Origin of the sequence: Curtobacterium sp. DN_7.5 (assembly GCF_022655355.1) — a bacterium.
GTDB lineage: Bacteria > Actinomycetota > Actinomycetes > Actinomycetales > Microbacteriaceae > Curtobacterium > Curtobacterium luteum.
Genome location: NZ_CP093378.1, coordinates 3,304,030 through 3,325,355, shown reverse-complemented (window position 1 = coordinate 3,325,355; position 21,326 = coordinate 3,304,030). Strand labels below are relative to the sequence as shown.

20 protein-coding genes are annotated in these 21,326 nt (G+C 72.2%); 12 read left to right on the top strand and 8 right to left on the bottom strand.

The features are described from left to right. Nucleotides 1-23: 23 nt before the first annotated feature. From MON03_RS15640 to MON03_RS15620, 5 genes are all read right to left on the bottom strand, one after another. The gene (locus MON03_RS15640; protein ID WP_242089382.1) at nucleotides 24-884 is read right to left on the bottom strand and encodes an oxygenase MpaB family protein; all 861 of its coding nucleotides are present in this window, start codon (nucleotides 882-884) and stop codon (nucleotides 24-26) included. Then, a complete protein-coding gene (locus tag MON03_RS15635) occupies nucleotides 874-1,281 on the bottom strand; it encodes a hypothetical protein (RefSeq protein ID WP_022904870.1) in 408 nt (135 codons plus the stop codon). Before MON03_RS15635 ends, MON03_RS15640 begins: the two co-directional genes overlap by 11 nt. A 25-nt stretch (nucleotides 1,282-1,306) precedes the next feature. Beyond that, a complete protein-coding gene (locus tag MON03_RS15630; protein ID WP_242089379.1) occupies nucleotides 1,307-1,600 on the bottom strand; it encodes a hypothetical protein in 294 nt (97 codons plus the stop codon). Between the two features lie 65 nt (nucleotides 1,601-1,665). Beyond that, a complete protein-coding gene (locus tag MON03_RS15625) occupies nucleotides 1,666-2,124 on the bottom strand; it encodes an ester cyclase (protein WP_242089377.1) in 459 nt (152 codons plus the stop codon). 270 nt (nucleotides 2,125-2,394) lie between these two features. After that, nucleotides 2,395-4,026, bottom strand: coding sequence for a RecQ family ATP-dependent DNA helicase (locus MON03_RS15620; protein ID WP_242089375.1), 1,632 nt, complete (start codon nucleotides 4,024-4,026; stop codon nucleotides 2,395-2,397). A 231-nt stretch (nucleotides 4,027-4,257) separates the two neighbouring features. Between MON03_RS15620 and sucC the strand changes: the two genes are divergently transcribed. Both sucC and sucD read left to right on the top strand, forming a co-directional pair. After that, the gene (sucC, locus tag MON03_RS15615; protein ID WP_242089373.1) at nucleotides 4,258-5,427 is read left to right on the top strand and encodes an ADP-forming succinate--CoA ligase subunit beta; all 1,170 of its coding nucleotides are present in this window, start codon (nucleotides 4,258-4,260) and stop codon (nucleotides 5,425-5,427) included. Nucleotides 5,428-5,442: 15 nt separating this feature from the next. Continuing rightward, nucleotides 5,443-6,336 (top strand): succinate--CoA ligase subunit alpha, encoded by an 894-nt coding sequence (gene sucD, locus MON03_RS15610; RefSeq protein ID WP_242089371.1) that lies wholly within the window; start codon nucleotides 5,443-5,445, stop codon nucleotides 6,334-6,336. Nucleotides 6,337-6,437: 101 nt separating this feature from the next. On the opposite strand, the gene MON03_RS15605 is transcribed toward sucD, so the two are convergent. Then, complete coding sequence (locus MON03_RS15605; protein WP_242089368.1) at nucleotides 6,438-7,319, bottom strand: hypothetical protein; 882 nt, start codon at nucleotides 7,317-7,319, stop codon at nucleotides 6,438-6,440. 104 nt (nucleotides 7,320-7,423) lie between these two features. Here MON03_RS15605 and MON03_RS15600 point away from each other — a divergent pair, with 104 nt between their 5' ends. From MON03_RS15600 to MON03_RS15565, 8 genes are all read left to right on the top strand, one after another. Next, complete coding sequence (locus tag MON03_RS15600) at nucleotides 7,424-9,373, top strand: cell division protein PerM (RefSeq protein ID WP_242089366.1); 1,950 nt, start codon at nucleotides 7,424-7,426, stop codon at nucleotides 9,371-9,373. Nucleotides 9,374-9,404: 31 nt separating this feature from the next. After that, a complete protein-coding gene (gene purN / locus MON03_RS15595) occupies nucleotides 9,405-9,998 on the top strand; it encodes a phosphoribosylglycinamide formyltransferase (protein ID WP_242089364.1) in 594 nt (197 codons plus the stop codon). Beyond that, a complete protein-coding gene (purH, locus tag MON03_RS15590) occupies nucleotides 9,995-11,626 on the top strand; it encodes a bifunctional phosphoribosylaminoimidazolecarboxamide formyltransferase/IMP cyclohydrolase (RefSeq protein WP_242089362.1) in 1,632 nt (543 codons plus the stop codon). The genes purN and purH overlap by 4 nt, the downstream gene beginning before the upstream one ends. A 159-nt stretch (nucleotides 11,627-11,785) precedes the next feature. Next, complete coding sequence (locus tag MON03_RS15585; RefSeq protein ID WP_175327605.1) at nucleotides 11,786-11,944, top strand: hypothetical protein; 159 nt, start codon at nucleotides 11,786-11,788, stop codon at nucleotides 11,942-11,944. A gap of 350 nt (nucleotides 11,945-12,294) precedes the next feature. Beyond that, nucleotides 12,295-14,118, top strand: a complete 1,824-nt coding sequence (locus MON03_RS15580; RefSeq protein WP_242089360.1) for an ABC transporter ATP-binding protein — start codon at nucleotides 12,295-12,297, stop codon at nucleotides 14,116-14,118. Between the two features lie 92 nt (nucleotides 14,119-14,210). Beyond that, a complete protein-coding gene (locus MON03_RS15575; RefSeq protein WP_502798703.1) occupies nucleotides 14,211-16,019 on the top strand; it encodes an ABC transporter ATP-binding protein in 1,809 nt (602 codons plus the stop codon). Between the two features lie 96 nt (nucleotides 16,020-16,115). Beyond that, complete coding sequence (locus MON03_RS15570) at nucleotides 16,116-16,541, top strand: DUF805 domain-containing protein (protein WP_242089357.1); 426 nt, start codon at nucleotides 16,116-16,118, stop codon at nucleotides 16,539-16,541. A 76-nt stretch (nucleotides 16,542-16,617) separates the two neighbouring features. Then, nucleotides 16,618-17,298, top strand: a complete 681-nt coding sequence (locus MON03_RS15565) for an acyltransferase (protein ID WP_242089354.1) — start codon at nucleotides 16,618-16,620, stop codon at nucleotides 17,296-17,298. Here MON03_RS15565 and MON03_RS15560 read toward each other — a convergent pair. Both MON03_RS15560 and MON03_RS15555 read right to left on the bottom strand, forming a co-directional pair. Further along, entirely contained in the window at nucleotides 17,256-17,684 is a 429-nt protein-coding gene (locus MON03_RS15560) for an MGMT family protein (RefSeq protein WP_242089352.1), read from the bottom strand. The genes MON03_RS15565 and MON03_RS15560 overlap by 43 nt on opposite strands. Further along, on the bottom strand, nucleotides 17,681-18,139 hold the full coding sequence (locus MON03_RS15555) for a GNAT family N-acetyltransferase (protein ID WP_022903173.1): 459 nt from the start codon (nucleotides 18,137-18,139) through the stop codon (nucleotides 17,681-17,683). Before MON03_RS15555 ends, MON03_RS15560 begins: the two co-directional genes overlap by 4 nt. 108 nt (nucleotides 18,140-18,247) lie before the next feature. On the opposite strand from MON03_RS15555, the gene MON03_RS15550 reads away from it, so the two are divergent. Together MON03_RS15550 and MON03_RS15545 are read left to right on the top strand one after the other, a co-directional pair. Beyond that, complete coding sequence (locus MON03_RS15550) at nucleotides 18,248-19,489, top strand: ROK family transcriptional regulator (protein WP_242089350.1); 1,242 nt, start codon at nucleotides 18,248-18,250, stop codon at nucleotides 19,487-19,489. Between the two features lie 407 nt (nucleotides 19,490-19,896). Beyond that, nucleotides 19,897-21,258 (top strand): extracellular solute-binding protein, encoded by a 1,362-nt coding sequence (locus MON03_RS15545; RefSeq protein WP_175327612.1) that lies wholly within the window; start codon nucleotides 19,897-19,899, stop codon nucleotides 21,256-21,258. The last annotated feature ends 68 nt before the right edge of the window (nucleotides 21,259-21,326 follow it).

Genomic DNA, 21,326 nt, shown 5'->3' with positions numbered 1-21,326 from the left:
GACCGACCGTACCACGGTAATTGTCAGTCCGACAAGTATCCGTCCGGACGTCCCGCCGCCGCCCGCCGCATCGCCCGCACCAGCACCGGCCCCGGCAGACGGAGGAGCCACCCGGGCACCAGCCCACGGACGACACGGAGCACCCGCACGGTCCGCTCGTACCGCCGACGCTCCCGTGGCCCCCACGGGAAGCCGTACTCGGCTCGCAGCCGATCCGGCAGCATGCCGACGGTCACGATCCGCACGAGCGGCATCGCCGCCCGCACCCACCACGGCGCGAACCGTGGGTGCAGCAGGTCCCGCACGACACCGCGGGCGTCGTCGGTGACGGTCAGCCGGTCGAGCGCCTCGTCCCGGTACCGGTCGAACGCGGCCACCGACCCCGGCCAGCGCGACGGCGGCACCCGGAGCGCGGTCCCGATCGGCGCGTAGGCCTGCAGGACCTCCTCGTCCCGCGCGGCGAACACCGCCGAACCGAACGCCGCGTGCGCCTGCCGTGCCGAGTCGAAGAGGGTCGCGGCGACCCAGAGCTGCCGGTCGACGTCGTCCGCGCCCTCGACGGGCACGTGCGCGCGGTCCACGAAGGCGGCCGCGGTGGCCGCGTCCGACGGCGTGCCCGAGATCACCGCGAAGACGAACGTCAGGGTGTGGGCGAGCCGCTGCTGCGGTCGGCTGGCGAAGTCCGAGTGCCGACGGACGCCCGCCGCGACCACCGGGTCCGCGATCTGCAGCAGGATGGCCCGGCCGCCGGCGGCGACCGGCGTGCTGTCCGCGAGCAGGCGGCGGAGCGCTCGGTCGCGACCGGGGGACGACCGGGAGGCACGGTTCGGGTCGTGCGCGGCGCCTCCCGTCCGGTCGGCGCCGATCGACCCCTCACTCGTCACGTCGGGCCCGGCGTCGGCGTGCGCGTGGTGCGACGTCGATCCAGATCGCCGTGCCGAGCGCGACGGCGCCGAGGACGACCGCGACGACGACGAACGTCGTGCTGCCGACGTCGCCGCGCGCCGCCGAGAGCAGGGCCGCCACGGTCCAGATGGCGGGCAGCGGCCACAGGACGCCCGAGCCGGCGACGACCGCGGCCAGGACGCCGACGACGAGGAGAGCGAGCCAACCGAGGTTCCCGACCGTGCAGGTCGGCCCCGCGGTCTGGGGTCCGCACGCCGTGACGCCGGAGCGGACGCCGGTCGTCGCGGCTGCGGCGATGAGCAGGAGACCGGCGACCGACACCAGCCGCGCCGCGCCGGGGTGCCGGCGCAGGCGCTGCTGGAGTCGGTGGATCACGCTCCGATGGTAGCCAGCGCGGACTTCAGAGCGGCTTGGTGCCGAGGTCGTTCCCGAGGTCGGGGTGGTCCTCGTCGCCGTCGTGCTCCCAGAGGTCCGGGGCTTCCTCGCGCTCCGCGCCGCCGGTCGGGCCGGACGCCGTGCCGTCGCCGGGCTGGGGCTCGACGGTCTCACCGCCGACCGCATCGTTCGTCACGGTCTCGAGTGCTTCCTCGCGGTCGTCGACCTCGTAGGGGCCCGCGTGCTCGGTGTCCACGTCGTCGTCGCGGAAGCCGTCCGTGTCGGGGCCGTCGTTCGGGGTGGTGCCCGGGTCGCTCATGGGGTTCCTCTCGTTCGTGGGTGTCCTGTCTACGCGCCGCGCCTCGGCGCACACGAAGTGGACGACTACGCGGACACGAAACGGACGTCGCCGTGGCCGTCGCCCGCGTCCGACGCGTCGTCGAGGCCGAGCTGCTGCGCGAGGCCCTGCTCGTCGGTCGCGCCCCACCGCTCGACGATCTTGCCGTCGCGGAACTTCGCCACCTGGATGCCGCGCACCTCGAAGGACTTCCCGGTCGGCTCGTGCCCCTGGAACGGTCCCGTGTGGGTGCCGCGGATCGTGAACACCGCGGTCACGAAGTCGTCGGTGACGACCAGCGGGTCCGGGGTCAGCTCGAGGTCCGGGAACGCCGACGTGAAGTCCTTCCAGAAGTCGACGATGCCGGCGAGGCCGGGCGCCTGGCCGGGGGCCGGGTCGTGGTCGACCACGTCCTCGGCCCAGACCTCGCCGAACCGGTCGAACGCGCGGTCCTGGATGATGCCGCCGAGGCGCTCCTGCGCGGCCTGGTTGACGTCGTTGCTCATGTGGGTGTTCCTCTCGTCGTGGTCCTCCTGCGTACGCGAGGGACGGTCGGAGGAGCCGCACAGCCCGGGGGACGGCTGTCCGGTGCGCGCACCGGTCGGCCGGGAGGTGCGCCCAGCGGACCGGGTTCGGGTCGCGTTCACCGTGTGGTCACCTCCGCGACACGACGTGCGTGCATGCTCACCGGTGCTCGGGGGAGTGGAGCGCGGTCGCCGACGGGTGGTCGAGCGACCGCGCCTTCCCCCGCCGGGTGCCCGTCCTCCCCGTCGGCCTCAGACGCGTTCGAGCAGGTGCCGTCCCTCGACGTCGGCGAGCGCGAGCGTGCGGTACCCCGCCGAGTCGAAGAAGACCGTCACCCGGTCGTCCTCGGTGCTCATGACGGTGCCGCGGCCCCACTCCGGGTGCTCGACGATCGACTCCGGGGGCCAGGCGTCGTCGTGCGCCCCGTCTGCGCCGTGGGTGGCGTCCTCGTGTGCGGAGCCGGACGTGCAGGTGTCGCAGTTGCCGCAGGGCTCCGCCAGCTCGTCGCCGAAGTAGCCGAGCAGGAACTGCCGGCGGCACCCGAGCGTCTCCGCGAACCGGCGCATCATCGCGATGCGCGACTGCTCGACCTCCTCGCGCTGGTCGGCACGTGCCGAGGCGGCCTTCGTCGCTGCCTCCGCGCTGGTCGGGCCGCCGCCAGCGCGTGCGAGGCCGTCCGGCCCGTCGTCGAGCACCCCCGCCTCGACGAGGGCGTTCGCGGCGCGGCCGGCCGTGCGCGCGGAGAGTCCCGAGGCGTCCGCGAGGGCCGAGCGCGGGATCGACCCCGAGGCGGGCACGGCGTCGAAGAGTGCCCGGAGGGACGCCGGCTTCGGGCTCCCGGACGCGAAGAAGCGCCGGAGCCCGAGGTCCTCGGCGCGGTAGTGCAGGGTCGCGGTCGCCGGCTGGCCGTCGCGCCCGGCACGGCCGATCTCCTGGTAGTGGGCATCGACGGACTCCGCGACGTCGGCGTGCAGGACGAACCGGACGTCGGGCTTGTCGATCCCCATGCCGAACGCGCTCGTCGCCACCACCACGTCGAGCTCGCCGTCGTGGAAGGCGTGCAGGACGGCGTCACGGTCGCGCACCCGCATCCCCGCGTGGTAGGGCCGGGCGTCCTTGCCGCGGGCACGGAGGGCGTCGGCGTACTCGTCGGTCTCCCGTCGGGTGGCGACGTAGACGATGCCGGTGCCCGACGCGGCCGCGGCCTGCTCGACCACGGCGTCGCGCTTCTCCGCGGCGTCGGCATACCGCTCGACCTCGATGCGGATGCCGGGGCGGTCGAAGCCCGCGGCGAGCACGAGCGGGTCCCGCATGCCGAGCCGCGCCGTGATGTCCTCGCGCACCGGAGCCGATCCGGTCGCCGTCAGGGCGAGGACCGGCGGGCGTCCGAGGCGCTCCACGGCCTCGCCGAGTGCGAGGTAGGCGGGTCGGAAGTCGTGCCCCCACGAGGACACGCAGTGCGCTTCGTCGACGGTGACCAGGGAGACGCCGGCCTCGGACAGCCGCTCGACCACCTCGTCCTTCGCGAGCTGCTCGGGCGCGAGGAACACGTAGCGGACGTCCCCGGCGGCGATCGCGTCCCACGAGTCCTCGACGTCCGAGGCCCGCTTCGTGGCGTTCACGGCGACGGCACGAGGGGCGTCCGGGTGGCGCTCGAGCCCGACGACCTGGTCCTCCTGCAGCGACACGAGCGGGGACACCACGACGACGAGTCCGTCGAGCGCGAGGCCCGCGACCTGGTAGATCGCGGACTTGCCCGAGCCGGTCGGCATCAGCGCGAGGGCGTCGCGGCCGCGCAGCACGGCGTCGATCACCGTCGCCTGGGCGTCTCGGAGGTCCCAGCCGAAGACGTCGGCGGCGCGGTCTCGGAGTGCAGTGTCCATCGCGACCACCGTGCCGGACCCTTCCTGGGGGCCCGTGGGGCAGTGCGCGCTCCGGATGTCGAACGACGCAGGCGATCCGTGCCTCCCGGCCGATCGCGCGCACCGCGCGTCCACCTGCCGGCGCTAGGCTGACCCGCGGCCGTTGTCTCGACATCGAGCGACCCTCGATGTGGAGTGTAGCGACCGGGTAACCGATGCCGATCGCACGGAACGTGCGGGAAGAAGAACAGCGTGGATCTTTTCGAGTACCAGGCCAGGGACCTCTTCGAGTCCTACGGCGTCCCTGTGCTGCAGGGCATCATCGCCGACACCCCCGAGGAGGCGAAGGCAGCGGCCGAGAAGATCGGCGGCGTGGTCGTCGTCAAGGCGCAGGTGAAGGTCGGCGGTCGCGGCAAGGCCGGCGGCGTGAAGGTCGCGAAGACCCCGGACGAGGCCTACGAGCACGCGCAGGCGATCCTCGGCCTCGACATCAAGGGCCACACCGTGCAGCGCGTGATGATCGCCCAGGGTGCGGACATCGCCGAGGAGTTCTACTTCTCCGTCCTGCTCGACCGTGCCAACCGCTCCTACCTGTCGCTCGTCAGCGTCGAGGGCGGCATGGAGATCGAGCAGCTCGCCGTCGAGAAGCCCGAGGCCCTCGCCCGCGTCGAGGTGAACCCGCTGACCGGCATCAACACGGAAGCCGCGCTGGAGATCGCGCGACAGGCGAACTTCCCCTCCGAGCTCCAGGACCAGGTCGCGGACGTCTTCGTGAAGCTCTACGACGTCTTCGCCGGCGAGGACGCCACCCTGGTCGAGGTCAACCCGCTCGTCCGCACCGGTGACGGTCAGATCCTCGCGCTCGACGGCAAGGTCTCGCTCGACGAGAACGCCGACTTCCGCCACGAGCAGCACAAGGAGCTCGAGGACACCGCCAGCGAGGACCCGCTCGAGGCCAAGGCGAAGCAGCACGGCCTCAACTACGTGAAGCTCGACGGCGAGGTCGGCGTCATCGGCAACGGCGCCGGGCTCGTCATGTCGACGCTCGACGTCGTCGCGTACGCCGGTGAGCGCCACGGCGGCGTGAAGCCCGCGAACTTCCTCGACATCGGCGGTGGCGCCTCGGCCGAGGTCATGGCCAACGGCCTCGACGTCATCCTCGGCGACGAGCAGGTCAAGAGCGTCTTCGTGAACGTCTTCGGCGGCATCACCGCGTGCGACGCCGTCGCGAACGGCATCGTCGCCGCGCTCGGCATCCTCGGCGACTCGGCCACCAAGCCGCTCGTCGTGCGCCTCGACGGCAACAACGTGGACGAGGGTCGTCGGATCCTGGCGGAGGCGGCGCACCCGCTCGTCACCGTCGCCGCGACCATGGACGATGCGGCCGAGAAGGCCGCCGAGCTCGCCGCGGCCGCGGCGTAAGGAGCCTGCAGAACAATGTCGATCTTCCTCAACAAGGACTCCAAGGTCATCGTCCAGGGCATCACGGGCGGTGAGGGCACGAAGCACACCGCCCTCATGCTCAAGGCCGGCACCCGGGTCGTCGGCGGGGTCAACGCCCGCAAGGCCGGCACGACCGTCACGCACGGCGACGTCGAGCTCCCCGTCTTCGGTTCGGTGCGCGAGGCCGTCGACACCACCGGTGCCGACGTCTCGATCGTCTTCGTACCGCCGGCGTTCGCGAAGGACGCCGTGATGGAGGCCATCGACGCCGAGGTCCCGCTCGTCGTCGTCATCACCGAGGGCATCCCGGTGCAGGACTCCGCGGAGTTCTGGGCGCACGCCAAGGCGCTCGGCGGGAAGACCCGGATCATCGGCCCGAACTGCCCCGGCATCATCACCCCGGGCGAGTCGCTCGTCGGGATCACCCCGGCGACGATCACCGGCAAGGGGCCGATCGGACTCGTGTCGAAGTCCGGCACCCTGACCTACCAGATGATGTACGAGCTCCGCGACCTCGGCTTCTCGACCGCCATCGGCATCGGCGGCGACCCGGTCATCGGCACCACCCACATCGACGCGCTCGCCGCGTTCGAGGCCGACCCCGAGACCTCGGCGATCGTGATGATCGGCGAGATCGGCGGCGACGCCGAGGAGCGTGCCGCCGACTACATCAAGGCGCACGTCACGAAGCCGGTCGTCGGCTACGTCGCCGGCTTCACCGCGCCCGAGGGCAAGACCATGGGGCACGCGGGCGCGATCGTGTCCGGCTCCGCGGGGACGGCCGAGGCGAAGAAGCAGGCGCTCGAGGCCGCCGGCGTCAAGGTCGGCAAGACGCCGTCCGAGACGGCGGCGCTGCTGCGCGAGGTGGTCGCCGCCGCGACGGCGTAGCGACCCCGCCGGACCACGGGTCCGGACAGACGGCCGGGAGGCACGGTGCAGGTTCGCGCCGTGCCTCCCGTCGTCCGGGTGGTTCCCGAGCCCCGTGCCCGTCAGGCCGGGTCGGTCGCCGCCACGGTCGTCGCGGGTTCCTGCGTGTCGCCGGTGATCCGCGCGAGCACCTCGGGGGTCCAAGCGGCCGAGACCTGGCGGTCGTTGCCGCCCGCATCGACGTTCGTCTCGGCGAGCGTCGGGCCGGACCCGATCGGCAGGTGCAGGATGTGCCGGTGGTCGTAGCGGCCGACCGACTTCGGCGCGGTGCCCGACTCCACCGCGACCCGGTGCAGCCAGATGTCGTCCGCGCGCGGAGCCGCCGCGCGGAACTCCTCGTGTCGGTCCCGGAGCGCCTCGAGCATGCGCGGCGTGAGGACGTGCCCCCAGCCGCCCGTCGCCAGGTTGCGCGGCGAGGAGCCGCGTGCACCGATCCGCCCCCATTCCGCGTAGGGCGCGACGGCTCCGCCGACGACCGCGATGTCGCGGGCGCGGTGCGAGGTGTTCGTCGAGGTGTCGGCGGCGTGCTCGCGCATGAGGGTCTCGAGCCAGCGGCGCGGGAAGAGCCAGTCGTCGTCCGCCGTGACGAGTGGCACCCGGTGCACGCGCTCCGACTGGACGTACGGGTAGTACTTCTTGTGCGGACCGTCGTCCTCGGCCAGCCGTACCTCCAGCCCACGACGGACCAGCCGGCGCAGTCCCGGCGTCAGGGCGTGCACCGCGCGCGGGTCGTCGAGCCACAGGACCAGTCGGCTCGGTCGGAACGAGCCCGCCGCGATGCTCTCGAGGGCCAGGTGTGCGGAGGTGATGCGCTCACCGAAGCTCGTCATGCTCACGACCGGGCCATCGTCGGTGTCGCACACCGGCACGTCCGAGGTCGCGTTGCGCAGTCGGAGGGCGGTCATGCGGGCGGCCTTCGCGGCTGCGAGCGAGATCGTGTGCATACAAACATTATGAATACGAAATACCAACACGGCAAGGGTGTGGTCGGGCGACGCCCCCGCGCGGCTCACTCGAGGACGTCCGAGCAGCACGTAGCCTGGCCCGGATGAACCGCCTGGGAACCGCCGTGCTCGCCGCGATCGAGGGGATCGTGACGGTCGGCGTGGGCGTCGGGATCGCGCTCGTGCCGCTGACCCTGTTGTGGGGCTTCGAGTACGGTCTGCAGGTCGACTGGGACGTGTTCTGGAAGGCCAGCGGCAGCGTCTGGCTCGTCGGACACGGGGTCGACGTGACGTTCCTGCTCGGTTCGGCGCTCGCGCGGTCGTCCGGGGTGAGCGGGGCATCGGCTCCGATCCACGTCACGCTCGCGGCGCTCGGGTTCGCCCTCGTCACGGCATGGCTCGGCGCCCGTGCGGGTCGGCGCTTCGCGGAGACGGCGCACCGGACGACCGGGGTGCTCGTCGGCACCGCCGTGGTCGCCGTGCTGGGCCTCGCCGTGGCGCTCTCGTCGACCTCCACCGCGACGGAGCCGAGCGTCTGGCAGGCCGTCGTGTTCCCCGCGCTCTGGTTCGGGATCCCGGCGTTCGTCGGCTCCGAGGTGTGCCGCGCGCGCCGGATGCTCCCGCCCGACCCGGTCTCGCAGCGGGCGATCGACCTGGTGCAGCGGATCCCCGCGGTCTGGCGTGCCGTGGCGGCGTTCGGACTCCGGGTCGGCACGGCCGCGACCGCCGTCGTCGTCGCGGTCGCCGGGGTCGTGGTCGCGTTCCTGCTGTTCGGCTCGTTCGCCGAGGTCATCACGCTGTACGAGCGGTCGCACGCCGGTGTCGTCGGGGGCATCGCGCTGACGGTCGGACAGCTGGCGTTCCTGCCGGACTTCGTCGGCTGGGCGACCTCGTGGCTCGTCGGGCCCGGGTTCGCCATCGGCACCGGCTCGAGCGTCTCGCCGATCGGCACCTCGCTCGGCCCGATCCCAGGGCTCCCGGTCTTCGGCGCACTGCCCGCGTCCGGTCACACCTTCGGACTGGTCTGGGTCCTCGTGCCGGTCGTCGCGGGGTTCGCGGTCGCCGGACTCCTGCGGCCGCGGCTCGTCCGGGCGCTCGGCACCGCCGACTCCGCGCTGCACCGGGCACTCGGCGGCGTCGCGGCCGGCCTCGTCGCGGGGGTCCTCACCGGCTTCGTCGCCTGGATCTCGTCCGGCTCGTTCGGGCCCGGCCGGCTCGCGGAGGTCGGGCCGCACGCGCTCGTCGTCGGTGCGTTCGCCGCGCTCGAGGTCGGCGTGCCGGCGGTCGTCGCGCTCGCCGTCGGCAGCGACCTCGTGCGGCTGCCGGAACGTCGGGAGCGCTGGACCGAGACGGACGACGACGACACCGCGGCAGGCGCCGAGGGGTCGTTGCTCGCCGCGCTCGACCGAGCCGGGGCGGGTCGGACGACCGAGGTCCACCGCTTCGTGGTCGAGGAGGTGCACGAGCCCGTCGACCACGCGCCAGCCGCCGACGGGGCCGACGCCGACGCCGACGCCGAGTCGAGCACGGCCTCGGTCGACGACGGACCGGTCGCTGCCACCGCGGGGCCGGAGCGGGACGCTGACGCCGGGCCGGACGTCCACCGGGACGCCGACGCGGACGTCGAACTCCCCGCGTGGGCCCGGACGGACGTCGTCGCCGCCGACCGCGTCGACCACGAGGCCCCGGGGCACGCCGGCCGCCCCGCCTTCAGCGCGGTGCGCGACCGCCTGCGTGGCGCCGCCGACGGTGTGCGCGGCGGGGTCCGGGACCGTGCGGCAGCCCTGCGCGATCGGGTCGCCGGCAACGACGTGGGACCGGCCTCGGCGCCGCTGCCCACCGCGCCGGGGACGGAACCGCAGCCGGCGTTCCCCTGGAGCACGGAGGAGTTCGTCGCGGGCCACCACGACCGGCCTGACGACCACGACGAGCACGACGCGGACGACGGACCCGCCTCGCGTGACCGCGCCGCCGCCGCACCGAACTGGGACCGCACCGACCAGATCCCCGAGGACGAGCTGCCCTGGTGGCGCAGGCCCAAGTCGGCGGAGTAGCACGCCCGAGCGCCCCGGTAGGCTGGACCCCGTGCTCGAACTGGTCGTCCTGATCTCCGGTACCGGGTCGAACCTGCGGGCGCTGCTCGAGGCGACCACGGACGCCGAGTACCCCGCCCGCGTCGTCGCGATCGGGGCCGACCGTGACGCCGAGGGGCTCGGTCTGGGCGAGGAGTTCTCGATCCCGACCTTCACCGTTCCGTACTCCCGCTACGCCGGCCGCGCCGAATGGGGCGCCGCCCTGGCCGAGCAGATCCGCCCCTGGTCGCCGGACCTCCTGGTGCTGTCGGGCCTCATGCGCCTGCTGCCGCCGGCCGTCGTCGCCGAGTTCTCCCCGGCGATCATCAACACCCACCCCGCGTACCTGCCCGAGTTCCCCGGCGCCCACGGTGTCCGCGACGCCCTCGCCGCCGGCGTCACCGAGACGGGCGCGAGCGTCATCGCGGTCGACGACGGCGTCGACTCGGGTCCGATCCTCGCGCAGGAGCGTGTCCCGGTGCTGCCGGGCGACTCCGAGTCGACGCTGCACGACCGCATCAAGCCGGTCGAACGTCGCCTGCTGATCCAGACCGTCCTCGACATCGCCAACGGCAAGACCGACCTGAAGGGCTCCCCGAACGCATGAGCGTGCACGCCGCCGACCCCAGCCTGTACCGCGACCGTGACGTGGTGCCCGCGCGCCGCGCACTGATCTCGGTGTCCGACAAGTCCGGTCTGCTGGAGCTGGCCGGCGCGCTCGCCGACGCCGGGGTCGAGATCGTGTCGACGGGGTCCACCGCGCAGACGATCCGTGACGCGGGCTTCGCGGTGACCGACGTGTCGAGCGTGACGGGCTTCCCGGAGTCGCTCGACGGTCGTGTGAAGACCCTGCACCCCTCGGTGCACGCCGGGCTCCTCGCCGACCTGCGCCTGGAGTCGCACGAGCAGCAGCTCGCCGAGCTCGGCATCGAGGCCTTCCAGCTCGTCGTCGTGAACCTGTACCCGTTCGTCGAGACGGTGGCGTCCGGTGCCGACACCGCGACCGTGGTCGAGAACGTCGACATCGGCGGCCCGGCGATGGTCCGCGCGTCGGCGAAGAACCACCCGAACGTCGCGATCGTCGTCTCGCCGTCCTCCTACGCCGAGGTCGTCGAGGCCGTCCGCGCCGGCGGCACGACGCTCGAGCTCCGGAAGCGTCTGGCGGCGCAGGCCTTCGCCCACACCGCCGCGTACGACACCGCGGTCGCCTCCTACTTCGCCTCGGACGTGGTCGGCACGGTCGCGGCGGCTGACGGCGCCGGCCAGGAGGCCCGTGCGGACTTCCCGGAGCACCTCTCGGTCGACGCGGGGCTGGCCACCACGCTCCGCTACGGCGAGAACGCACACCAGCGCGCCGCGCTCTACCGCGTCGAGGACGGCACCGGCATCGCCCAGGCGACGCAGCTGCACGGCAAGGAGATGTCGTACAACAACTACGTGGACGCCGACGCAGCCGTCCGCGCCGCCTACGACTTCGCCGAGCCCGCGGTCGCGATCATCAAGCACGCGAACCCGTGCGGCATCGCCACCGCACCGGCGGACGCAGCGGACCCGATCGCCGCCGCCCACGCCGCCGCGCACGCCTGCGACCCGCTGTCGGCGTTCGGTGGGGTCATCGCCGCGAACCGTCCCGTGACGCTCGGGATGGCCGAGACCGTCGCGGACATCTTCACCGAGGTCGTCGTGGCCCCGGCCTTCGACCCCGAGGCGCTCGAGGTGCTCTCGCGGAAGAAGAACATCCGCCTCGTGCAGCTGCCCGCGGACTTCGCGCTGGCGCCGCAGGAGGTCAAGCAGGTCTCCGGCGGGTTCCTCGTGCAGGACGCCGACCGCTTCGACGGGTTCGACCAGTCGACGTGGACCCTGGTGTCGGGCGAGCCCGCGGACGAGCAGACCCTGGCGGACCTCGCGTTCGCCTGGAAGGCCTGCCGCGCCGTGAAGTCGAACGCGATCCTGCTGGCGAACGCGGGCGCGAGCGTCGGCGTCGGCATGGGGCAGGTCAACCGGGTCGACTCGTGCCACCTCGCCGTGGACCGGGCCGGGGACCGCGCTGCCGGGTCGGTCGCGGCCTCCGACGCGTTCTTCCCGTTCGCCGACGGCCTGCAGGTGCTGCTCGACGCCGGGGTCCGCGCGGTCGCGCAGCCGGGTGGCAGCGTCCGCGACGACGAGGTCATCGCCGCGGCGACGGCAGCCGGCGTCACGATGTACCTGACGGGCGAGCGGCACTTCTTCCACTGAGTCGAACAACCGCAACCGTCGGAAAACGCTTGCGCGCTCCGTTCGACTGTGAATACTCTGTAAGGCTCCGCGACAGGCAGCCGACGACCCAGCAGGAGACTGCTCCGGGCCGGCGGCACCGCGGACACAACGGTGACGACGACGACGACTGGAGTGACGATGCACACGACGACCCCGACCACGGCCATGGCAGCCCGTGCGGACATCGTGCGCCTCGTGGGGACCGCTCCCGACGCACGGCCCCGGTTCGCACCAGGAGCCGTCGCGCCGTACCCGTTCCCGGGTACGCCCGCCGTCACGGCACCGCTGTCCGCGTAGGGCTGCATCCCACAGCCAGCGACGAGCCGTCGGTCTCGACCGACGACGACGAGCACGCGACGAGCCGCCGGGTGACCACCGGCGGTGACGAGCACGGGCCCGCGCGAGCCCACGCCTGAACCCGGGGACGGCCACGCCCCCGGTGCACTCCGACCGACCCGACGCCGCGCTGTGCGGCGGCGAACGGCCACGACGCGAGGCCGACCCGCCCCACCGGGCGGGAGCGGCCCACGACCCGGCCACCCGCTCGGCCGACGACCACCACGCAACGGACACCGAGCCTCCCGGCTGACGGCTGCGACAGCAGCGACCGGCCAGGGGCTGCGGCACGACGCACGAGGACGCAACGCATGTCCAAGACGCCAGACCAGGCGCGCCCGTCCACCGACCGACCCTCGACCTTCCGCGCCATCGCGCGGATCCACCCCTACGTGAAGCCGTACCAGCGTCGGCTCATCGGCGGCATGGCCGCTGCGATGGGCGCCTCGCTGGTGGCGCTCGCGATCCCCTACGTCCTGCAGTGGCTCGTCGACGGCCCGCTGTCCTCGAAGGACGCCGCGCAGATCTGGCCGGCCGGCCTCGGCGTGCTCGCGCTCGGTGTGCTCGAGGCGTTCTTCATCGCCTCGCGTCGCCGGCTCGTCATGCGTCCGTCGACGCGGATCGAGACGAGCATGCGGAACGCGCTCTACGCGAAGCTGCAGGACCTGCCGGTGGCCTTCCACGACCGTTGGGAGTCCGGCCAGCTGCTGTCCCGGTCGGTGTCCGACCTGTCGCTCATCCGCCGGTGGCTGGCGTTCGGCGTCGTGCTGCTCGTCGTCAACATCGTGACGATCGTGGTCGGCTTCGTCGTGCTGTTCTCCTTCGGGTGGTTGCTCGGCCTGGTGTTCCTCGTCGCGTCGATCCCGCTGTGGATCAACGGCCTGCTGTTCGAGCGCAAGTACTCGGTGGTGGCCCGGCGCAGCCAGGACCAGGTCGGCGACCTCGCCACGAGCGTCGAGCAGTCGGTGCACGGCATCCGCGTGCTCAAGGCGTTCGGACGCGGCCGCTCCAAGCTCGACGAGTTCAGCGAGCAGGCCGAGGCGCTGCGCGGCACCGAGATCGAGAAGGCGAAGGCCGTCGCGAGCATCTGGCTGTGGCTGCTGCTCGTCCCGGACGTCGCGTTCGCGCTGTGCCTGCTCGCCGGGATCTACCTCGCATCGCAGGGGCAGCTGACGGTCGGGCAGCTGTTCGCGTTCTTCGCGACGGCGACCGTGCTGCGGTTCCCGATCGAGTCGATCGGCTTCCTCCTGTCGATGACGTTCGACACCCGCACGGCGGTCGACCGCTTCTTCGAGGTCATGGACTCCGAGAACACGATCACCGACCCCGAGCACCCGCAGACGATCGCGGAGCCGCACGGTGCGCTGTCCTTCAACGCGGTGCACTTCCGGTACCAGGACTCCCCGCCGCAGTACCCCGACCTCATCAACGGGGTCGAGCTGCAGCTCCGTCCGGGAGAGACCATGGCGCTCGTCGGGCTGACCGGCTGCGGGAAGACCACGCTGCTGTCGCTCGTGCCGCGGCTCTACGACGTCACCGGTGGCTCGGTGACCATCGACGGCGTCGACATCCGCACGCTCACGCGCGAGGAGCTCCGTCGCCACGTCGGCGTCGCGTTCGAGGACGCCACGCTGTTCTCCACGTCGGTCCGCGACAACGTGCTGCTCGGTCGACCGGACCTGTCCGGCGACGAGGCCGAGGCCGTCATGCGCGAGGCGCTCGACATCGCGCAGGCGTCCTTCGTGGACGACCTGCCCGACGGCGTCGACACCCGTGTCGGCGAGGAGGGGCTGTCCCTCTCCGGCGGGCAGCGGCAGCGCCTGGCGCTCGCCCGTGCCATCGCGGCGCGGCCGTCGGTGCTCGTCCTCGACGACCCGCTGTCCGCGCTCGACGTCGACACCGAGGCCCGGGTCGAGGCCGGCCTCCGCCGCGTCCTCGCCGAGACCACCTCGCTCATCGTGGCGCACCGCCCGTCGACCGTGACGCTCGCTGACCGCGTCGCGCTCATGGAGAACGGCGTCGTCACCGCCGTCGGCACCCACTCGGAGCTGATGGCCACCAACGACCACTACCGCTACGTCATCTCCTCGCTCGACGAGGACGATGCGCCCGCCCGAGAGGAGGCGATGGCATGAGCCAGCAGGAACAGCAACTGCCAGCCCAGACATCGGCGCAGTCGACCGACGCACCGGATGTCGACGACGCGCAGCAGCCGGTCACCGCGTCGATCACCACGCTCGGCGTCCGCGGCGAGGAGCGCGACGACTTCACCAAGGCGGAGAGCAAGCGCCTCCGGCGTCGATCCCTCGCCCTGCTCGGATCGCTCGCCGCGCCGCTCAAGGCCCGGCTCGTCCTGCTCGCGGTCGTCGTCGTGGTGTCGACCGCGGGGACCGTCGCGGGCCCGGCGCTCATCGCGTGGGGCATCGACAACGCCCTGCCCGCGGTGCTCGACCGGAACGACTGGGTGCCGGCGTTCGGCGTCGTCGCGACGTACATCGTCGTGGCGATCGCCGGGGCCGTCCTGACCGCCTGGTACACCGTGCTGGCGGCCCGGATCAGCCAGGCGATCCTGTTCGACCTCCGGAAGCGGGTGTTCCTGCACACGCAGCGGCTCTCGCTCGAGTTCCACGAGACGTACACGTCCGGCCGGATCATCTCGCGCCAGACGAGCGACCTCGACTCGATCCGCGAACTGCTCGACTCCGGGCTGAACCAGCTCATCCAGGGCGTGCTCTACATGGTGTTCACGGCGATCGCCCTCGTCGTGCTCGACCCGACGTCCGGGCTCGTGCTCGCCGCGTCGCTCGTGCCGCTGTGGTTCCTGATCCGCTGGTTCCAGACGAACTCGCAGACGCTGTTCCGAGCCACCCGCGTGACCTCGGCCCGTGTCATCGTGCACTTCGTCGAGACGATGACGGGCATCCGGGCGGTGCAGGCCTTCCGCAAGGAGTCCCGCAACCGTGACGAGTACGGCCGCTACGTCGAGGACTACCGGCTGGCGAACACGAAGGTCTTCAACCTCTTCGGGACCTTCGACCCGGTGCTCGTGCTCATCGGCAACGCCACCCTCGCGGCGGTCGTCATCGTCGGCGGCTTCCGGATCGTCGGCGGGACGCTGGAGGTGGGTGCGCTGCTCGCGGTCGCCCTGTACGCGAAGCGGTTCTTCGACCCCGCGCAGGAGCTCGCGATGTTCTACAACGGGTACCAGTCGGCCTCGGCCGCGATGGAGAAGATCTCCGGGGTGCTCGAGGAACGGCCGAGCGTGCCGGACCCGGTGAAGCCGACTCGGCTCGCGGACGCCACCGGGCGGATGGACTTCGACGACGTCGTGTTCGCGTACAACGCGGACAAGGTCGTGCTGCCGGAGTTCGACCTGCACATCCCCGCCGGGCAGACGATCGCCCTCGTCGGCTCGACCGGATCGGGCAAGTCGACACTCGCGAAGCTCATGGCGCGCTTCTACGACCCCTCGCAGGGATCGGTCAAGCTCGACGGGGTCGACCTGCGCGAGCTCGACACGAAGGACATGCGCCGGGCGATCGTCATGGTGACGCAGGAGGCCTACCTGTTCTCCGGCTCGGTCGCGGACAACATCGAGCTCGGCAAGCCGGGGGCGTCCCGCGAGGAGATCGTGCGGGCGGCCAAGGCGGTCGGCGCGCACGAGTTCGTCATGGCGCTGCCGGACGGGTACGACACCGACGTGAACAAGCGCGGTGGCCGGGTGAGCGCGGGACAGCGGCAGCTGCTCTCGTTCGCGCGGGCGTTCCTCGCCGACCCGAAGGTGCTCATCCTCGACGAGGCCACGGCGTCGCTGGACATCCCGTCAGAGCGACTCGTGCAGGAGGGCCTCGAGACGCTGCTCGCCGACCGGACCGCGGTGATCATCGCGCACCGGCTGTCGACCGTCGCGATCGCGCACCGCGTGCTCGTCATGGAGCACGGGCGCATCGTCGAGGACGGTACGCCGGAGGACCTCATCGCCGGGACGGGCCGATTCGCCCAGCTGCACGCGGCCTGGCGGGACTCGCTCGTGTAGTCCCCGGCGGGCGTCCGAACCACGAATCCGACGTCGAACCGTGCGTCCGCGCTGGTTCGACGTCGGATTCGTGGTTCGACGTGACAGGCTCGGACCATGAGCAACGACAGCGTGCAGCCCGGCGGCGTCGCCCTGCGCGACCCCTTCTACGGAGCGCCGTTCCCCGAGGCCGTCCGGCGGTTCTGGCGGAAGTACACGGTCTTCGGCGGACGGGCCTCCCGCGCGGAGTTCTGGTGGTGGTGGATCACGTCGTTCGCGATCGGCCTCGCGCTGCAGCTCGTCCCGCAGGCCTTCACGCCCGACGCACCGCTGTTCGAGAACCAGGTCGGCGCGTACCTCTTCGTGCTCTGGGGGCTCGCGACGCTGGTCGGCTCGCTCGCCCTCGGCGCACGGCGCCTGCACGACGCGAACCTGTCCGGCTTCTGGCAGTTCCTCCACGTCGCGCTCGGCATCGGCTCCCTCGTGCTCCTCGTGCTCTTCCTCCTGCCGCCGAAGGCGAAGGGCGCGCGCTTCGACGCCTGACGCAGCCTGCGGCGGGAACCCGCAAGAGTGTCGCCGACGGGAGGTCCCGGACACGTCGCGGTCCTACTGTTCGCGTGTGACCCACTCTCCGAGCAGCCCCACCGCGCGCCTGCGGGAAGACCTGACGTACGGCACCGAGCACGTCCTCTTCAGCACCCTGCTCGGGTCGGCCCTGATCCCCAGGGTCGTCCGGCGGGCGCTGCTCAACCTCGCCGGCGCCCACGTCGGGTCCGGTCCCGGCGTCGGGTTCGCCCTGACCGGGTCGGCGCGGAACCTCACCATCGGCACCGGTGTCTTCTGCAACAAGCACGTCTCGATCGAGGCCGTCGCGCCCGTGACCATCGGCGACGACACCGCGATCGGCATGCAGGTCCTCATCGTCACCAGCCACCACGGCATCGACGCCACCGGTGACTGGGACCGGACGGCCTCTGGACGCGGGGTCGCCATCGGTGAACGGGTCTGGATCGGCGCCCGCACGATGGTGCTCCCCGGCGCGGTCGTCGAGGACGACGTGGTCGTCGCGGCGGGCGCCGTCGTGGCCGGCCGCCTCCGCTCCGGCGGCCTCTACGCCGGCGTCCCGGCGCGGCGCATCCGCGACCTGCGGCCCACGGAGTCGGGCGGGGTCACGGACGTCGCCGCCACGGCCGCGGTGGCGGTTGGGTCCGGTGCGGGTGTGCCCGGGCCGGACGGTGCGCCCCTCGACGCGGCCGCTCAGAACGGGTCGGTCGGGAACCCCGGGTCCGTCGGGTCGTAGCCGGGGTCCGGCCTGGAGGCACGGCCTGCGTCCGCCCCGCCGGTCGCGGTGCCCGACCTGCCACCCTGGTCGGGCGACCAGCGCGCTCGACGCATGTCGAGCCTCCAGGCCGTGGCCCCGTGCACGAGGGGGGTGCCCTCGACACGGTAGTGCTCGAGCGCTCGGGCCTCGTGGTGCACCGGCGGGTGTCCGCCGGACCGGACCACGCGCCACCAGGGCAGGGCGGCGCCCTCGTGGGCCATCACCTTGCCGACCGCGCGCGAGGCACGTGACCCGAGCACCGCGGCCACGTCGCCGTAGGTCATGACCCGGCCGGACGGGATCGAGCGGACCACGTCGGCGACCGCCGCGCCGAAGTCGACCGGCTCGCGCGGGGCAGCGGTCACCCGAGGGTGAGCACCGCGAAGTGGTCGCCGTACTGGGTCTCGCGGAGGACCTCGAAGCCGATCGCGCGGAAGAAGGCCTCGGGGCTGTCGTCGCCGCCGGGCTCGTACACGACCGTGAGCCGCTCGAACCCACGACTGCGGGCTTCTTCCGCGAGGCCGTGCACGGCGAAGCGACCGACCCCCCGGCCCTGTGCGCTCGCCGCGACGTTGACGCGCCAGATGGCGCTCCGGAGCTCTTCCTCCGAGTTGTCCGCGTCGAAGGTGCCGATGATCATGCCGACCACCTCGTCGCCGTCGAGGACCACGCGCGTCCACGCGGAGCTGGGCTTCACGTCCGACTCGGCCTGAGCGTACGTCGTCGGCTGCACGAACTGTTCCTGCCCCGGCTTCAGCGTCAGGGAGTTGGCCGCGGCGGCGGTCGCTGCGGAGAGCTGTTCGAGACGGAGTTCGGCCATGTCGCCAGGGTATCCGTGCGGCCAGTCCGGGGGCCAGTGCACCGTGCACTCCGATACCGCACCGTTGTGACCGCCGGGTCGGGCGGACCGGCGCGGTATGGTCGCGGCATGACAGAGCACCGGCGTGGGGCGAACCTCCCGTCGATCGGGGGTTTCAACCGCACGGTCGTGCTCGACGCGGTCCGACGCTCGCCGGAGGGCCTGAGCCGCGTGGAACTCGCCGGGCGCACGGGGCTGAGCGCGCAGACGGTCTCCAACGTCACGCGGTTCCTCATCGAGGCCGGGATGATCGTCGAGTCCGGCACGGTCGTCTCCGGCCGTGGCAAGCCCCGGACGATCCTGCGGCTCGAGGCGGCCAGCCGGTACGCGGTCGGCGTGCACGTCGACCCTGCGATCGTCACCTACGTGCTGCTCGACCTGGCCGGCACGGTGGTCGCGCAGAGCACCACCTCCACGCCGAGCGCGGACGACCCCGCCGAGGTGGTCCGGACCATCGCCGGCGCCGTCGACGCCCTGGTGACCGGGGCGCGGGTGGACGTGGACGCGGTGCTCGGGGTGGGCGTGGCGAGCCCGGGGCCGATCGACGCGGAGGCCGGCGTCGTCCTCGACCCGCCGTTCCTGCCCCGGTGGCGGGACGTGCCCCTGCGGGACGCCCTGGCCGGGGCCACGGGCTACCCGGTGCTGCTCGAGAAGGACGTCACCGCGGCCGCGGTCGGCGAGATGTTCCTCGCGGGCGAGTCCGCCGCCCGGAACTTCGCGTTCGTGTACTTCGGGACCGGCTTCGGCGTCGGACTCGTCCTCGACCACGAGCCCGTCCGGGGTGTGGGGTCGAACGCGGGTGACGCCGGACACATCATGGTCGACCAGGGGCCGCTCGCGGGGACCCCGGACGGCTCGGGCACGCGGGGCGAGGTCGGTGCCGCGGTGGCACCCGACCGGCTCGTGCAGGTCGCCGCCGCCCGCGGGCTCGACCTCGGGCCGGTGTCGGACGCCGCCTCCGTCGACCGGGCGTGGGACGTGCTCGCGGCCGCGATCGCCGCGGGGGACGAGGAGGCCTGCGCGCTCGCGGCCGACACCGGACGGGCGATGGGGAACGCGGCGGTGCTCATCGTGAACCTGCTCGACCTCGACCGCGTGGTGTTCGGCGGGCCGTTCTGGTCGCGGATCGCCTCGGCGGCGCTGCCCGCTGCCCGGTCCGCCATCGTCGACTCGCCGTTGCTCGTGCCCAAGCACCCGATCGCCGTCGAGGACACCGACCGTGGTGCGGACGTCGCGGCCGTGGGGGCGGCGTGCCTCGTGCTCGACGCCGCGCTGTCGCCGCGGGCGAGCACGCTGCTGATCCGGCGCTGAGCGGGTCGGGTCGGGTCGGCGAGGTCGCCGCGGCCGATGTCGATGCGGCGCCGACGCGGAACGACCGTGCCGTCGTCGTTCGACGACGGCGGTGTCGTCCCTTGCGGACGCGGGCTCCACACGGGCGCAATGAACGACGCCACCGTTGTCGCACGACATCGAGGACGTCGTTCCGAGACCGCCGGCCCGATACGACCGCCGGCCTGACACGACCGCCGGCGCGACACCACCGCCGGCCCGGACGACCGCCGGCCCGGCACGACCGCCGGCCCGACACGACCGCCGCCCCGACACGGTTCGCGACCCGAACGCCCGAAATCCGCTCTTGACACGGATAAGTCAATACGGTGGACTAATCCTGCGCGCGGGTGACGGAGCCCGCGGACATCCCGTGCAAAGGAGCACCGATGAAACGCCGCACCCGAATCATCGCCGGCCTCGCAGCCGTGGCAGTCGCCGCGGTCGGGCTGGCGGGCTGTTCCAGCTCAGGCTCCGCCTCGAGCAACACGATCAAGATCGCCTACCAGAAGTTCGGCGCCTTCCAGCAGCTCGACGCCCAGATGAAGGAAGTCAAGACGGCGTACGAGAAGGAGTACCCGGGCAAGAAGGTCACCCTCGTGCCGATCCAGGCGCAGGGCAACGACTACTACACGAAGCTCGCGCTCATGAACAAGGCGCCGGCGACCGCCCCCGACGTCATGTACGAGGACACCTTCCTCATCAAGGCGGATGCCCAGGCCGGGTACCTCCTGCCCCTCGACGAGTACACGGCGAAGTGGAAGGACTGGGACCAGTTCTACGACAACGCCAAGCAGGCCGGTGAGGGCGTCGACGGCAAGACCTACGGCGTCTCGATGGGCACCGACACCCGGGCGCTCTGGTACAACAAGGACATCTTCAAGAAGGTCGGCCTGCCGGTCCCGTGGCAGCCGAAGACCTGGGACGACGTGCTCGCCGCCGCGAAGACCATCAAGGAGAAGGACTCCGGCGTCATCCCGTTCAACATCTACTCGGGCAAGGCGCAGGGTGAGGCCTCGACCATGCAGGGCTTCGAGATGCTCCTCTACGGGGCGGACGGTGCCGGCAACACCCTCTACAAGGACAAGAAGTGGGTGACGGGCTCGAAGCAGTTCCAGGACTCGCTCCAGTTCGTCAAGGACGTCTACCAGGGCGGCCTCGGCCCGACACCGCAGCAGGCGCTCGACACCAACGTCGGCACGACCATCGCGCAGACGTGGCTGCCGCAGGGCAAGCTCGCGATCGACCTCGACGGTTCGTGGCAGTCCGGCACGTGGCTCAAGACGGGTACCGCCCCGTGGGCGAAGTGGAACGACGTGATGGGCCAGGCAGCGTTCCCGACCCAGAACGGCCAGGAACCGGGCTACAACTCGATGTCGGGTGGTTGGACGCTCGCGATCGGCAAGAACTCGAAGAACCCGCAGGCCGCGTTCGACTTCATCGCGAAGTTCCTCGACAAGGACGGCTCGCTCAAGTACGACACCGAGAACAGCCAGATCGCCGTCCGCAAGGACGTCGCCGAGGACAGCGCCTACACGGACGCGAACCCCACGTTCAAGTTCTTCTCCGGGCTGGTGGAGCACACCAACTTCCGCCCGGCGACGAGCGACTACTCGCAGGTCTCGAACGCCATCCAGGTCGCGATGGAGTCCGTCATGACCGGTCAGCAGACACCGAAGCAGGCCGCTGCCGCCTACGACCAGGCCGTCGAGCAGGTCGTCGGCAAGGACAACACCGTCTCGGCCGGCTGACGGACGTCACCACCTGACGGACGGGAGGCGCGGCTCGCGTCGTGCGCCGCGCCTCCCGTCCGTCACCC

Bases quoted from the DNA above. Each gene is read 5' to 3' on its own strand.
- MON03_RS15625 (WP_242089377.1), bottom strand. From the start codon at position 2,124: ATGAGCAACGACGTCAACCAGGCCGCGCAGGAGCGCCTCGGCGGCATC.
- MON03_RS15620 (WP_242089375.1), bottom strand. From the start codon at position 4,026: ATGGACACTGCACTCCGAGACCGCGCCGCCGACGTCTTCGGCTGGGAC.
- MON03_RS15550 (WP_242089350.1), top strand. From the start codon at position 18,248: ATGACAGAGCACCGGCGTGGGGCGAACCTCCCGTCGATCGGGGGTTTC.
- MON03_RS15605 (WP_242089368.1), bottom strand. From the start codon at position 7,319: ATGCACACGATCTCGCTCGCAGCCGCGAAGGCCGCCCGCATGACCGCC.
- MON03_RS15545 (WP_175327612.1), top strand. From the start codon at position 19,897: ATGAAACGCCGCACCCGAATCATCGCCGGCCTCGCAGCCGTGGCAGTC.
- sucD (WP_242089371.1), top strand. From the start codon at position 5,443: ATGTCGATCTTCCTCAACAAGGACTCCAAGGTCATCGTCCAGGGCATC.
- MON03_RS15570 (WP_242089357.1), top strand. From the start codon at position 16,116: ATGAGCAACGACAGCGTGCAGCCCGGCGGCGTCGCCCTGCGCGACCCC.
- MON03_RS15630 (WP_242089379.1), bottom strand. From the start codon at position 1,600: ATGAGCGACCCGGGCACCACCCCGAACGACGGCCCCGACACGGACGGC.
- MON03_RS15585 (WP_175327605.1), top strand. From the start codon at position 11,786: ATGCACACGACGACCCCGACCACGGCCATGGCAGCCCGTGCGGACATC.
- MON03_RS15580 (WP_242089360.1), top strand. From the start codon at position 12,295: ATGTCCAAGACGCCAGACCAGGCGCGCCCGTCCACCGACCGACCCTCG.
- MON03_RS15600 (WP_242089366.1), top strand. From the start codon at position 7,424: ATGAACCGCCTGGGAACCGCCGTGCTCGCCGCGATCGAGGGGATCGTG.
- purH (WP_242089362.1), top strand. From the start codon at position 9,995: ATGAGCGTGCACGCCGCCGACCCCAGCCTGTACCGCGACCGTGACGTG.
- MON03_RS15555 (WP_022903173.1), bottom strand. From the start codon at position 18,139: ATGGCCGAACTCCGTCTCGAACAGCTCTCCGCAGCGACCGCCGCCGCG.